Origin of the sequence: Parasulfitobacter algicola (genome assembly GCF_013315265.1) — a bacterium.
Lineage (GTDB): Bacteria > Pseudomonadota > Alphaproteobacteria > Rhodobacterales > Rhodobacteraceae > Parasulfitobacter > Parasulfitobacter algicola.
This window is the reverse complement of record NZ_JABUFE010000010.1, coordinates 53,969-67,602: the sequence shown is the minus strand read 5'-3', so window position 1 is coordinate 67,602 and position 13,634 is coordinate 53,969. Positions and strand designations below refer to the sequence as shown.

Genomic DNA, 13,634 nt, shown 5'->3' with positions numbered 1-13,634 from the left:
ATGCTTTTGGGCAAGAATTTGACTTAATGCGCCGCTTATATGCCTGAATTAAAGCCTGATTGCAGAAATAAGGCGGCCATAGTCGACCTCTTTGTTGTGCACGCTACGACGATAGCTGAAAAAACGATCCGGGTCAGAATATGTGCAGTGACCTGTCCAACTGGCGAAACCAACGCCAGCTATGCGCAACCGGTGCAACCCAAAGCCAGGCAGATCAAAATGGTACTTGTCCCCATCGCCATTGGCGAAAAACCGTGAAAAGTCAGAATCCTCTGCAATAAACCGGTCCAAAAATTCTGGACCCACTTCATAAGTGCGCTGGCTGATTGACGGCCCTATTACCGCGCAAATTTCTTGTCGCTCGGCCCCTTGGGTTTCCATTGCATCTAATGTCGCTTCCAATACACCCGCCAAAGCGCCTTGCCAGCCCGCATGTGCAGCCCCAATCACGGCATTCTTTTCGTCTGCAAATAAGACAGGCTGACAATCTGCTGTCAGTATACCTAATGCTATACCAGGTTGATTGGTGACAATTGCATCTGCTTTGGGTCGCGTTTTGAAAGCAGAATTGACCACGACAACATCTGCTGAATGAACCTGATTTACGGTCAAAAGGTTTTCAGCGTCGACATTCATGGCATCAGCCACACGTGCACGGTTTATGGATACGATATCAGCTTGATCACTGCTGCCTGAACCGCAATTCAAACCGCTAAAAACGCCCGAAGACGCCCCCCCACGTCTTGTGAAAAACCCGTGTCGTATGTTCGAAAAATCGTCAGATGTCAGAATTTCAAGCGTCATATCGTCAGTCCGGCAAGGGGCTTTTCTGATATCGGGTGAAAGCCGAGTACTTTAAACAACGTTCCCATTTCTTCGGGGTGGGTCAAGCGCTGATGTGCCGTAACATGATTTTCTAAGTCAGACCCTTGCAAGGCGTTTGCAAGAACTTGCGCCCGTTGCGTTATGCCAAGGCGTTCCAGAAATATGCCTTGTGGTGTCAAGCGCGTATGTGCGGATGGTGTTGCTTTTGCAAGTGCTTCAAAGTCAACATGTGCTGACAGATCTGCATGTCCTGGTTTGGTCAGCGGGTTGACGGCCTGATGGTTTTGCAAAGCCTGAAATGTGTCGCCAAGGCTGCGCCATTCCCCATAATCAACAATCAGGGCTGCACCCCCATGTGTATTGATATAATGACCGATCTGAGATGCAATGTCAGCGCCCTGAGGACATATTTCGACCAGATCATCGTTTTTTGTGTCGTCCAGTCGATGCGTCAGGATATCATAAGGCGTTGCAGGCGAAAGCGCGTACTGAAGCACGCTGTCCACCGCAGTCACACATCGTTCGCACCAACCCTCACCACTGCGAACGAATTGCCGTATGGGCAATGCGTCGAAAAATTCGTTAGCAATGAAAAACCCTGGCATAGCGGGCAAAGTTTGTAAGGTATTATGCCAATGCACCTGCCCAAGTTTTTCCCTTTGAATATCCTGTAATACGGGTGAGGCTTCGATCAGATGGATTTGAACGGCTGCCGAAAATCCGGGCACTTTGGTCGTTGCGCGCAAAATATCATGCATTAGTGTGCCGCGGCCGGGGCCAAGTTCGATCAGTGCAAACGGCGATGGAGCGCCTTGATCCAACCAACTTTGTGCAAGGCAAAGCCCGATTAATTCACCAAACATCTGGCTGATCTCGGGGGCAGTGGTGAAATCGCCGGACGTCCCAAGCGGATCACGCGTTGTGTAATACCCATAAGTCGGGTGCAGCAGACACTCAGACATATAATCAGCAATAGTCATCGGCCCAAATGCTGAAATACGCGACAGCAAATGCTTCTGTAACGTCATGCCAAACGGGTCCGCCTTGCGTATTGAATGAACAGAATGCCGGCGATGATCATTGGAATTGACAGAATTTGCCCCATCGTCAGCCCATAGCCCTGAATATGCCATGCCAGTCCAAGCTGATTGCCTGGGCTTATGAATTGCGCATCAGGCTGTCGCACAAATTCAACAACAAACCGGCCCAGGCCGTACCCCAAAAGGAACAGCCCTGCGATAAAGCCCGGTGTTTTCAAAGCATTTTTCTTCCAGACAAGATAGACCAGCAGCAGGCCTAGTATGAGCCCTTCCAGAATGGCTTCATACAGTTGTGACGGGTGTCTGGCGCATAAACCAATAATCTGGGGACAGTTCTGCGCAGCTTGCCCCGGAAAGATCACACCCCAAGGCAGATCAGTCGGTCTGCCCCATAGCTCTGCGTTTATGAAATTTGCAATGCGCCCCAGAAAAAGACCCGCAGGCGTCGCAAGTGCCAAACAGTCCGCCATGGACATTTTGGGGATACCGTATTTCCGGCAGTACAGATATGCGGCAAAAATAACGCCCAGAAAACCACCGTGGAATGCCATGCCACCTTGCCAGATCATTATGACTTCAAGCGGGTTTTCCAGATAATCGCCGGGCTTATAGAAAATCACATATCCCAGTCGCCCACCCAAAATCACACCAAGCACGGCCCATACCAGAAAATCTTCAATCTGATCGCGCGTTAGCGGGGGGGTATTGTTGGGCCATAACTCAGGGCGTTTGGTCGCCCTGATTACAAGATATACGCCAATTATGATGCCTGCGATATAGGCCAAGGCATACCACCGAAGCGCAAATTCAATGCCAAACGCGGCAATGGTGAAAATCTCGGGCGAGATGTCGGGAAATGGGATAGCTGCCTGCATAAATTTGTTCCTGCGTGTCTGCTGCGGCGAAGTCAACCTTGTGACAATGCGTTTTGAAGCCCATATAGATATTAAATGTAATACTTAGAGGACAATTCATGCAGACGCGTACTAAAATATTCGATGATATCTCGCAGCTGATGACGAATGCTATGGGTGTTGCCCAGGGTGCGAAGGACGAAGCTGAAACAGCTATGAAAAGTATGATGGACCGCTGGCTGGCTGATCGTGACTTTGTAACGCGTGAGGAATTCGATGCTGTACGTGCCATGGCACAGAAAGCACGCGAAGAAAATGCAACCTTGCTAGCGCGGATTGAGGCGCTGGAAGGCAAGAAAAAGAAGTAAGTCAGTCGATTTGACCCAAAAACTCTCGCCTAGGCGGGAGTTTTTGCATTTTTAGCGTCTATTAAGTGGTTTGATCCAAGCTATCCACAACTTATTGTGTGTATCACAAAAATATATCTTTACAGAACGTCAAACAGATAGCACCATATTTTGTAAGGGCAGTGGAATGAACCACCGCACCTTGAGCAGGCACCTAGCGCTTGGGGCTTTGCCAGTGACAAGCGCCAACAAAGAGAGGCCACCATGGCACTTTCTGAGCAGTATCTGGAAACAGAAGACCTTCACCCTATTGATATCGTCGAACATATCGCGGAACATCATGAATGGGATTTTGACCGCATTGCAGATGATCAGATCGCAATGGCTGTCGAGGGACAGTGGCGGACATATTCGATCACATTGGCTTGGTCCGCTTATGATGAAACGCTACGCTTGATTTGCACATTTGAGATGGAGCCGCCGGAAGATCGGATGTCATCACTGTACGAGGCATTGAACAGTGCCAATGACATGTGCTGGGCCGGGGCATTCACTTATTGGGCGCAGCAAAAACTGATGGTTTATCGCTACGGTCTGATCTTGGCAGGTGGGCAAGTGGCTAGTCCTGAACAGATCGACACAGCTATTAATGCTGCAGTTTTGTCCGCTGAACGCTTTTATCCTGCGTTTCAACTGGCGACCTGGGGCGAACGAACTGTCGATGACGCCATGCAAGTCGCGATTGCAGAGGCCTACGGCCGCGCGTAAAACTGCCCTTTAAAGCGGAGGGCGTGATGGACTTTAAAGATATCGAGAACCGCGGGCTGGTTTTGCTGGGCTGCGGCAAGATGGGATCAGCCATGCTGGCCGGTTGGTTGGGGCAGGGGCTTTCGCCCAAGGCGATATGGATACTAGATCCCAAACCATCCGATTGGCTGTTAGCGCAAGACGTTCACTTGAATACTGCGTTGCCTGAAAATCCCGCCATAATCCTGATTGCAGTGAAACCTCAAATGATGGGGGACGCATTGCCAGTACTTCAGGCTTTGGGTAACGGCACGACAGTTTTTTTATCAGTGGCGGCCGGAATCACAGTTTCCAAGTTCGAACAGATACTAGGGCCGCATACGCCGATTATTCGTGCAATGCCCAACACACCTGCTGCCATTGGTCAGGGGATCACTGCATTTTGCGGTAATACGCATGTCGCTGAATCTGCGATGCAAATGGCTGAAGATTTATTGCAAGTTATTGGACAGACTGTCCGTTTGGATAGCGAAGATCAGATCGATGCAGTCACGGGTGTTTCAGGATCAGGTCCGGCCTATGTTTTCCATTTGATTGAAACGCTTGCGGCTGCGGGGCAGGCACAGGGTTTGCCAGCTGATCTGGCAATGACCTTGGCCAAGGCGACCGTTGCTGGTTCAGGTGCACTGGCTAAATTGTCGGAGGATAACCCTGAACAATTGCGCATCAACGTCACCAGCCCGAATGGCACAACCCAAGCCGCGCTTGACGTTCTGATGGACAAAGATACTGGCTTCCCGCCCCTGTTAAAAAGGGCGGTCAAAGCTGCTGCTGACAGATCAAGAGAGCTTGCAAATGGATAGCATCACTTTCGACGATTTCCTAAAGGTCGATATTCGCGTCGGGCAAATCACGCGGGCGGAACCTTACCCCGAAGCCCGAAAGCCCGCGATCAAGCTGTGGGTCGATTTTGGGGATGAGATCGGGGAAAAGAAAAGTTCAGCTCAGATTACAAAACATTATAAACCTGAAGAATTGATTGGAAAACAAGTGATGGCGGTTGTGAACTTCCCGCCGCGCCAGATTGGAAAATTCATATCTGAAGTTTTGGTTCTGGGCGTGCCTGATAAAGAAAATGAAGTTGTTTTGTTGACCCCGGATAAGACCGTTCGGATCGGGGGACGCCTTTATTGACCCGGCTTTTGATCACCCGCGAATTGCCTGATGCTGTGATAGGCGTTGCGCAAAACAGGTTCGATATGACCCTTCGCAATGTGCCGCGCCCCTTGAGCCAGGACGAGGCATCAAAAGCATTGACTGAGTATGATGCGATTTTGCCAACTCTTGGTGATGCTTTTGGGGCTGATAGTTTTGCCGATATCAATGCACCGCGTTGCAAGATATTGGCGAATTTTGGGGTTGGGTATAATCATATTGATGTTGCAGCTGCAGCAAAACACAACATTACAGTGACCAACACACCCGGTGCGGTCACGGACGCCACCGCCGATATAGCGCTGACGTTAATGCTGATGAGCACGCGTCGCGCAGCGGAAGGCGAACGTTTGGTGCGGGCAGGGGCGTGGACGGGTTGGCATCCGACGCAAATGTTGGGCATGCATATGTCTGGAAAGGTCTTGGGAATTATCGGTATGGGCCGCATTGGCAAGGCTATTGCCCGGCGTGCGCAGGCGGGTTTTGGGATGCATGTTGTGTTTCATAATCGTTCAAAGATTGAAAATCTTGACGTTCCAGCGCAACAATTACCTACGCTGCATGATGTCATGAAAACGGCTGACATCGTCGTTCTTGCTGTTCCCGCGACATCAGAAACGCATCATTTGATTGGCGCTGGTGAATTGGCTGCGATGCAGCCACACGCACATCTGATCAATATCGCGCGTGGGGATATCGTGGATGAATCGGCGTTGATTGCCGCCCTTCAGAACAAGGAAATTGCAGCAGCCGGTCTGGATGTCTATGAACATGAACCCAAGGTGCCAGAAGCGTTGCGCGCTTTGGATAATGTCACGCTGTTACCGCATCTTGGAACAGCAGCACTTGAGGTTCGCACGAATATGGGTCTGATGGGTGTTGATAATTTGGTGGCATTTTTTGACGGGCGTATCCCGCCCAATCTGGTTCAGCCCTAAGGATCACCCATCGCTTCGCGCCAATGTGCACGGCATAAGGAAACATAGCTTTCATTGCCCCCGATCTGCACCTGATCACCCTTGGTCAGAACCTGCCCGCTTTCATCCTGTCGCACGACCATGGTCGCTTTTTTTCCGCACCAGCATATTGTACGCACCTCGCGCATTTCATCGGCCAGCGCTAGTAATGCTGCAGATCCAGGAAACAGCTTGCCCTGAAAATCCACACGCAGCCCGTAACACATCACGGGCACCTTTAAATCATCCACTGCACGGGCCAACTGCCAGACCTGATCTTCTTGCAGAAACTGTGCTTCATCAATGAAAATGCAGGCACAGTGGCCAGCCTTAAGCCGCGTTTGGATCTTTGCAAACAAATCCTCACCTATTGCAAATGTATCGGCTTTGGTTCCAATCCCGATACGCGATGCAATACGGCCTTCGCCTGCGCGCAGGTCCATTTGTGCGGTCAACAGATACGTCTGCATCCCGCGTTCCTGATAATTATGTGATGCCTGTAAAAGAACGGTCGATTTGCCCGCATTCATGGTCGAATAATGAAAATAAAGCTTAGCCATAACGCCGACCTATCGCGCTAATGCTGTGAAAATCAAGATACCATCGACAGGACATAAGAGGATCAGATACCCCACCTGAACCATCTTATGCCCTACCCGGTTTGCCAATACTTGTTAACGAAACCAAAACAGCCGATCCCACAGGCTTAACCTTTGGCAAACCCATACCCAAATCCCAAACTAGGAAGATTGGCACTTGTTAAATCTCAAAAACACGAGATGCTTTATAAATGGATGATTTAGTCCATGAGAATAATGGGAGAAAACAGCAGTATTTCCCCCTAAAGACGAAAAAGGGTCTGTGATGAGTGATACCGCCAGCTATTTGAAGAAACATACAGAGGCATTGGTAAAAGACATCGGGATTGATGCTGCATGCAATGCCAGCGGTAAATCCAAGGCGACATTAGGTCGTTATTATTCCACAGCGGAGGAACACGTGGACCGTTTCATGCCAATTGATACGGTTGCTGCATTGGAACAAAAAGCAAATTACCCGCATGTCACATCCGCTTTAGCAGAACTGCGGGGGATCACGCTTAGTTATGATGAGCACCGCAAAAATGACGATGACGAAGGCACTGTGAATTCCGATGTGATCCATCTAAGTCAACGATTTGGAATGTTGATGGCGGAATACCATCAGTCCATCACCGACGGTGTGATCACTATGAATGAGGCAAAACGGCTATTGAACGAAACCTTGACTTTGCAAAAGATACTTGTCGAGATGAAGTTAAGTTTGGAACGCGAAGTACCCGACTGATTAAGGATAATACACGTGGATTTATCTGACCTTCCTAATATCGTGCCAGATCAATTGCAATTGCCCGAGGTGTCAATGCTGACCGCTGCCAACGATCCTGGGCATCCGCCCCGTATTTTGCTGCTTTATGGGTCTTTGCGCGATGTCAGCTATTCTCGGCTATCCGCAGAAGAGGGCGCACGGATATTACAGGCCCTGGGCTGCGAAACGCGATTTTTTGATCCAAGCGGGCTGCCCCAACCTGATAGTGATAATGGTCACGAAAAAGTGGCCGAGTTGCGTGAGCTTGCGACATGGTCTGAAGGCATGGTTTGGTCCAGCCCCGAACGCCACGGGGCCATGACGGGGATTATGAAATCTCAGATAGATTGGTTGCCGCTGAACATGGGTGGTGTTCGACCGACGCAGGGCAAAACTCTGGCGTTGATGCAGGTCTCTGGCGGGTCGCAATCATTCAATGCAGTGAATCAGATGCGTATTCTTGGGCGTTGGATGCGAATGCTAACAATTCCAAACCAATCAAGTATTCCAAAGGCTTGGCTGCAATTTGAAAACGGGCGCCTTGGTCCGGGATCGCTTTATAACCGAATTGTTGATGTGATGGAGGAGCTGGTCAAATTCACCTACATGACCCGCGCCCGTAGTGATTATCTGGTGGATCGATATTCTGAACGGGTCGAATCTGCGGCAGAAACCCGTGCCCGTGTCAGTAATATCTAGCGGTATTCGACAATAACCGATCCGACAGAATAACCCGCACCAAATGAACAGATAATGCCAATGTCCCCACTATTCAGATTATCCGAGTATTTCGAAAACGCGATAATCGACCCGGCCGAGGATGTATTCGCATAGTCTTGCAGGATATTGGGTTGTTCATGCGGCTCAGGGACGCGCCCCAGAACCTTGCGCCCGATAAAGTCATTCATGGATTTGTTCGCCTGATGCAACCAAAGCCGCTTCAAGTCTTCTGCGGCTAGATTTTCATCTTTCAAATGCTCAAGGATCAGGTTTGAGACCATTGGCACAACTTCTTTGAAAACCTTACGACCATTCTGCATAAACTGCATATCACGCCGATCTTCCATTTCGTCGCGCGCACGACGTAAGTATCCGTTATTATTGCGGATATTATTCGAAAATTGCGTGACACATCGCGTTGACTTTATGACAAAGTGATTGCCTGTGGCCAATTCATCCCGCTCGATCAGAACGGCTGTGCAGACATCACCGAAGATAAAATGACAGTCACGATCGCGCCATTCTAAATGGGCGCTGCAAATTTCGGGATTAACCACGATGGCGCTACGGATCGTACCGGTCCGGATCATATCAGAAGCTGCCTGTATTCCAAATGTGGCTGAACTGCAGGCGACATTCATATCAAAGGCAAAACCATCAATACCAAGCAGCTTTTGAATTTCGATAGCAATTGCAGGATAAGCGCGTTCCATATTGGACGCAGCACAAATAACAGCATCGACATCAGCGGGTGTTTTTCCGGCATTTTCAATAGCTTGAGTGCAAGCCTCAAGCGCAATCTCGGCCATTACAGAAGGCTCGTCATCGGTGCGTGAACGCAAACGTGGATACATGCGATCAGGGTCCAGAATGCCTTTTTTGTCCAGTACATAACGGTTTTCAATCCCGCTGGCCTGAACAATGAAGTTGCTGGATGAATGCGCTTTGGCTTCTAGCACGCCATTCGTAATATCTTGTGCGTTTTCAGTATTATAGCGGTCAGCATAAGCGTTGAAAGCGACAACCAATTCATCGTTGGTAATGATCTCTTTCGGGGTGAAAAGCCCGGTGCCTGTGATGGCTGGTTGATACATAGAGCCCTCAATAATAGGTGTCGGTCAGATGGGCCGAAACGTGGCAAAAGGTCAACCCTGACCAAGGGGGCAGGTAAACCCTTTTCGATCTTCTGTATAATTTGTACATGTGATTTGTACAAATTTTTATGTACAAAAATACATTTGAAATCAAAGTTGTCGTGATTTGGTCATTGATTTATAGAATGTTTAACACTCAGGCTTTAGACACAAGTGAGTTTCAAAGGATAGTAAAATGCAAAAGACTGTTATTGCGCTTTTAGGTATCGCGCTTTTAGTGCTGTCAGGGTGCGGTGGCACATGGACAACGAACTATGATCGTTTGGATGCAAGCGTCACGCGCGGATGGAATGTGCAATCGGTCAGCGTGACTGTGCCTGATACATTAACAGTAACGGAACAAGACAGCTTTGCCCCAAATGCCGATATTGTCTGGCATGGGGATCCTTTGGGTGATCGCAAAGCGCAAATCGCCAAAGTTATGCAAGCTGGCATCAGCAAGGGCGCATCAGGTCTGCGCGGTCCGCGCAGTGTGAACATTGGTGTAACTGTTAGACAGTTTCATTCTGTCACCCCCCGCGCGCAGACCCGTGCACCGGGTGCGGTGCACAATATAAGCTATGTGATACAGGTTTTTGACCGCGCCGGTAATCCGCTGACCCAGCCGCAAGTGATCGCTGCGGATCTTGAGGCATTTGTTGGCAGTGATGCCATTCAGGCCGCCCAACGCGGACAAACTCAGAAAGTACGTATCACCAATCACTTGGCGGCGGTTACTGCGGGCTGGTTGGGCATTGGACCCGACGTGCGTGGTACCTTTAGCGGGCCGGGGCGTTAATATTTTGAATTGCTTTGTGGCTGCGGACAACTGCAGAGCAATTATGATGCGTATTGGCGAGAGTTTACTATTTGCTGATAGTAACCGCTAATCAACCGCGGTTAGGCATGTGGCTTAGCGTCGCGGTTGAGAAAACGCTTATAGTTGGTGCACGATACTATCAAGTCCCGGGTCAATTCTGGGATTTAGGTTTTGCTTAGACGGATTATCTATTTCTAATATAAACATGTAAGATATAATAGTTTTGAGTATTGTCACCCCTGTAGCGCTCTTACCTCGATATCGCCCTCTACTCGTGCTTTCATTGCTAATGCAGCGGCGTGGCTGGCGGCGGCGGTCGTGAAGTATGGGATTTTGTCGTAAAGTGCGACGGCGCGGATGTCGCGGCTGTCTTCGACCGCCTGGGCGCCCTCGGTTGTGTTCATCACAAGAACGATCTGCCCATCCTTTAGCTGATCGACCACGTTCGGGCGGCCCTCGTAGACCTTGTTCACCGTTTCGCACGCCACACCCTGATCGGTCAGCCAGCGGGCGGTGCCGCGGGTGGCGATGATGGGAAAGCCCAGATCGGTTAGCGCCTGTGCGGCCTCGACCATCATATCGGTTTTGTCGGCGTCGCGGATCGAGATAAAGACCTTGCCCGCGCCGCCCTGGGGCAGGTCTGTACCCGCGCCCATCTGTGCCTTCAGGAACGCGCGGTAGAAGTTGGGGTCGTTGCCCATGACCTCGCCTGTGGATCGCATTTCGGGGCCCAGGATCGTGTCGACGCCGGGGAAACGGGCAAAGGGTAGCACGGCCTCTTTTACGGCAAAAGTATCGATTTGCGGGTCGATCAGGTCGAAGTTCGTCAGCGGTTCACCCGCCATCACACGGGCGGCGATGGTCGCGATGGGGCTGTTCACGGCCTTGGCCACAAACGGCACGGTGCGGCTGGCGCGGGGGTTGACCTCGATCAGGTAGATCTGGCCGTCCTTGACCGCGAATTGCACGTTCATCAGGCCCACAACATTCAGGGCCAGCGCCAGGGCCTCGGTCTGTTTTTTCAGCTCGGCAATTGTGTCGGCGTCCAGCGAATAGGGGGGCAGCGAACAGGCGCTGTCGCCGGAATGCACACCGGCTTCTTCGATATGCTGCATGATCCCCGCGACATGGACGCGGGTGCCGTCACACAGCGCATCAACGTCGATCTCCACAGCGCCGGACAGATAGCTGTCCAGAAGAACGGGGCTGTCGCCCGACACAACGACCGCTTCGGAAATATAGCGTTCCAGCTGCGCAGTGTCGCGCACGATTTCCATGGCGCGGCCACCAAGAACATAGGATGGGCGGATCACAAGGGGAAAGCCAACGACACCTGCAATTTCAATCGCCTCGGCATCCGAATGGGCGATGCCATTTTGCGGTTGTTTCAAACCCAGTTTCTGCACAAGCTCTTGAAATCGTTCGCGGTCTTCAGCCAGATCAATCGCGTCGGGCGTTGTGCCCAAAATCGGAATACCTTCCGACTGCAGCGCATCAGCCAGCTTGAGTGGGGTCTGCCCGCCGAATTGGACGATGACGCCGTGCAGCGTGCCGTTTGACTGTTCGACCCGCAGGATTTCCATCACGTGTTCAAAGGTCAGCGGTTCAAAATACAGCCGATCCGAGGTGTCATAATCGGTGCTGACCGTTTCGGGATTGCAGTTGATCATGATCGTCTCGTACCCTGCGTCAGTCAGGGCGAAACAGGCGTGGCAGCAGCAATAATCAAACTCAATCCCTTGCCCGATACGGTTGGGACCACCACCCAGAATGACAACCTTTTTGCGGTCGCTCGGGCGGGCCTCGCATTCGACATCGCCCATCACAGGGGTCTCATACGTCGAATACATATAGGGCGTCTGGGCTTCAAATTCGGCCGCGCAGGTGTCGATCCGTTTGAAGACGGCCGTGACGCCCAGATTGTGACGCGCGCGGCGGACGTTGTCTTCGTCACGACCGGTTAGTTTGGCAAGGCGCGCATCTGTGAAGCCCAGCATTTTCAACGCGCGCAGATCTTCGGCTGTTGTCGGTAGTCCGGATTTTGCGACTTCCACCTCGGCGCCGATAATTTCGCGGATACGGGCCAGAAACCATGGGTCGAATTTGGTAATATCCTGGATTTCATCATTAGAAAAACCATAACGCATGGCTTCGGCAATCACACGCAAGCGGTCGGGCGTTTGCTGGGCCAGCGCCCGCGTCAGGGCCTTGTCAATAGCGATCTGAGCGTCAGCATCCTTGCCCGCGATGATGCGTGTGATCATGGGGTCATCACTGCTGGCAAAGGTGCGGGATTCAACCGCTGGCATACCGTCAACTTCGATTTCATCAAAGCCGGTCAAGCCGGTTTCCATGGACGCCAAAGCTTTTTGCAGCGACTCGTGAATGGTGCGGCCGATCGCCATCGCCTCGCCCACGGACTTCATCGCAGTGGTCAGATAGGGTTCCGAGCCTGGAAATTTCTCAAAGGCAAAGCGTGGGATCTTGGTGACGACGTAATCGATGGTCGGTTCAAAGCTGGCGGGTGTCACCTTGGTGATGTCGTTATCCAGCTCGTCCAGTGTGTACCCAACGGCTAGCTTTGCAGCGATTTTGGCGATGGGAAAACCTGTCGCTTTGGATGCCAGGGCGGATGATCGCGATACGCGGGGGTTCATCTCAATCACGATCATGCGGCCATCTTCGGGGTTCACTGCCCATTGCACATTTGAACCGCCCGTTTCGACCCCAATTTCGCGCAGCACGGCAATGCTGCCATTGCGCATGATTTGATATTCTTTGTCGGTCAGCGTTAGGGCAGGGGCCACAGTGATTGAATCACCCGTATGCACGCCCATCGGATCGACGTTTTCGATGGCGCAAACGATGATGGCATTGTCGGCTTTGTCGCGCACGACCTCCATTTCGAATTCTTTCCACCCCAGAAGGCTTTCGTCGATCAGGATCTGATTGACGGGGCTGGCATCCAGTCCGGATTTGCAGAAATGTTCATAATCATCCCGATTATACGCCACGCCGCCGCCGGTGCCGCCTAGGGTAAAGGCCGGGCGAATGATCGCGGGCAGGCCAACATAATCAATGGCGGCCATGCATTCTTCCATGGTGTTGGCAATGGTGGCTTTGGGGTTTTCAAGCCCCAACCGATCCATCGCTTCGCGAAAAAGCTTGCGATCTTCGGCCATTTCAATCGCTTCGCGTTTGGCGCCGATCATCTCGACCCCGAATTTTTCCAACACGCCCATTTCTTCCAGCGCAAGCGACGTGTTCAACCCGGTCTGCCCGCCCATGGTGGGCAACAAGGCGTCTGGGCGTTCTTTTTCGATAATTTTGGCAACGATGTCTGGTGTGATGGGTTCGATATAGGTCGCATCGGCCATATCCGGATCTGTCATGATCGTGGCAGGGTTTGAGTTGACCAGGATAACGCGATAGCCTTCCTCGCGCAGCGCTTTACAGGCTTGCGCGCCCGAATAGTCGAATTCGCAGGCCTGCCCAATCACAATGGGCCCCGCGCCGATGATCATGATGGAGGAGATATCGGTTCTTTTTGGCATGACTGACCCCGGTGTGCGCAAATTGTCGTGGGTTATAGGCAACGCACGGGCAGACGCAAGGGGATAAGGCATTTTT

Annotated in this window: 14 protein-coding genes; 8 read left to right on the top strand and 6 right to left on the bottom strand. The window is 51.4% G+C overall.

Going from position 1 to position 13,634, the window contains the following annotated elements; translation table 11 throughout:
• Nucleotides 1-48: 48 nt before the first annotated feature.
• The 3 genes from pgeF to lgt are packed head-to-tail and all read right to left on the bottom strand — an operon-like array spanning nucleotide 49 to nucleotide 2,740.
• Nucleotides 49-804: a peptidoglycan editing factor PgeF gene (gene pgeF / locus HRQ87_RS15135; protein WP_174139282.1), complete on the bottom strand. Its 756-nt coding sequence runs from the start codon at nucleotides 802-804 to the stop codon at nucleotides 49-51.
• The gene (locus HRQ87_RS15130) at nucleotides 801-1,853 is read right to left on the bottom strand and encodes a class I SAM-dependent methyltransferase (protein WP_174139281.1); all 1,053 of its coding nucleotides are present in this window, start codon (nucleotides 1,851-1,853) and stop codon (nucleotides 801-803) included. The genes pgeF and HRQ87_RS15130 overlap by 4 nt, the downstream gene beginning before the upstream one ends.
• Entirely contained in the window at nucleotides 1,850-2,740 is an 891-nt protein-coding gene (gene lgt / locus HRQ87_RS15125; protein ID WP_174139280.1) for a prolipoprotein diacylglyceryl transferase, read from the bottom strand. The genes HRQ87_RS15130 and lgt overlap by 4 nt, the downstream gene beginning before the upstream one ends.
• Before the next feature lie 98 nt (nucleotides 2,741-2,838).
• Between lgt and HRQ87_RS15120 the strand changes: the two genes are divergently transcribed.
• The 5 genes from HRQ87_RS15120 (at nucleotide 2,839) to HRQ87_RS15100 (ending at nucleotide 5,966) form a co-directional block, all read left to right on the top strand.
• Complete coding sequence (locus HRQ87_RS15120; protein WP_174139279.1) at nucleotides 2,839-3,087, top strand: accessory factor UbiK family protein; 249 nt, start codon at nucleotides 2,839-2,841, stop codon at nucleotides 3,085-3,087.
• Between the two features lie 243 nt (nucleotides 3,088-3,330).
• Entirely contained in the window at nucleotides 3,331-3,834 is a 504-nt protein-coding gene (locus tag HRQ87_RS15115) for a type III secretion system chaperone family protein (RefSeq protein WP_174139278.1), read from the top strand.
• Between the two features lie 26 nt (nucleotides 3,835-3,860).
• Complete coding sequence (gene proC, locus HRQ87_RS15110; RefSeq protein WP_174139277.1) at nucleotides 3,861-4,676, top strand: pyrroline-5-carboxylate reductase; 816 nt, start codon at nucleotides 3,861-3,863, stop codon at nucleotides 4,674-4,676.
• Nucleotides 4,669-5,007 (top strand): tRNA-binding protein, encoded by a 339-nt coding sequence (locus HRQ87_RS15105; RefSeq protein ID WP_174139276.1) that lies wholly within the window; start codon nucleotides 4,669-4,671, stop codon nucleotides 5,005-5,007. Before proC ends, HRQ87_RS15105 begins: the two co-directional genes overlap by 8 nt.
• The gene (locus tag HRQ87_RS15100; RefSeq protein WP_174139275.1) at nucleotides 5,004-5,966 is read left to right on the top strand and encodes a 2-hydroxyacid dehydrogenase; all 963 of its coding nucleotides are present in this window, start codon (nucleotides 5,004-5,006) and stop codon (nucleotides 5,964-5,966) included. Before HRQ87_RS15105 ends, HRQ87_RS15100 begins: the two co-directional genes overlap by 4 nt.
• Here the strand turns inward: HRQ87_RS15100 and HRQ87_RS15095 are convergent.
• On the bottom strand, nucleotides 5,963-6,544 hold the full coding sequence (locus HRQ87_RS15095; RefSeq protein WP_174139274.1) for a thymidine kinase: 582 nt from the start codon (nucleotides 6,542-6,544) through the stop codon (nucleotides 5,963-5,965). The genes HRQ87_RS15100 and HRQ87_RS15095 overlap by 4 nt on opposite strands.
• A 304-nt stretch (nucleotides 6,545-6,848) precedes the next feature.
• On the opposite strand from HRQ87_RS15095, the gene HRQ87_RS15090 reads away from it, so the two are divergent.
• Both HRQ87_RS15090 and arsH read left to right on the top strand, forming a co-directional pair.
• On the top strand, nucleotides 6,849-7,310 hold the full coding sequence (locus HRQ87_RS15090) for a hypothetical protein (protein ID WP_174139273.1): 462 nt from the start codon (nucleotides 6,849-6,851) through the stop codon (nucleotides 7,308-7,310).
• Nucleotides 7,311-7,325: 15 nt separating this feature from the next.
• Nucleotides 7,326-8,030: an arsenical resistance protein ArsH gene (gene arsH / locus HRQ87_RS15085; protein ID WP_174139272.1), complete on the top strand. Its 705-nt coding sequence runs from the start codon at nucleotides 7,326-7,328 to the stop codon at nucleotides 8,028-8,030.
• Here arsH and HRQ87_RS15080 read toward each other — a convergent pair.
• Nucleotides 8,027-9,145, bottom strand: coding sequence for a beta-ketoacyl-ACP synthase III (locus tag HRQ87_RS15080; RefSeq protein ID WP_174139271.1), 1,119 nt, complete (start codon nucleotides 9,143-9,145; stop codon nucleotides 8,027-8,029). The genes arsH and HRQ87_RS15080 overlap by 4 nt on opposite strands.
• A 235-nt stretch (nucleotides 9,146-9,380) precedes the next feature.
• Between HRQ87_RS15080 and HRQ87_RS15075 the strand changes: the two genes are divergently transcribed.
• Nucleotides 9,381-9,983 (top strand): DUF6778 family protein, encoded by a 603-nt coding sequence (locus HRQ87_RS15075; protein ID WP_174139270.1) that lies wholly within the window; start codon nucleotides 9,381-9,383, stop codon nucleotides 9,981-9,983.
• Nucleotides 9,984-10,237: 254 nt separating this feature from the next.
• Here the strand turns inward: HRQ87_RS15075 and carB are convergent, their stop codons facing one another.
• Complete coding sequence (gene carB / locus HRQ87_RS15070; RefSeq protein WP_174139269.1) at nucleotides 10,238-13,558, bottom strand: carbamoyl-phosphate synthase large subunit; 3,321 nt, start codon at nucleotides 13,556-13,558, stop codon at nucleotides 10,238-10,240.
• Nucleotides 13,559-13,634: the final 76 nt, after the last annotated feature.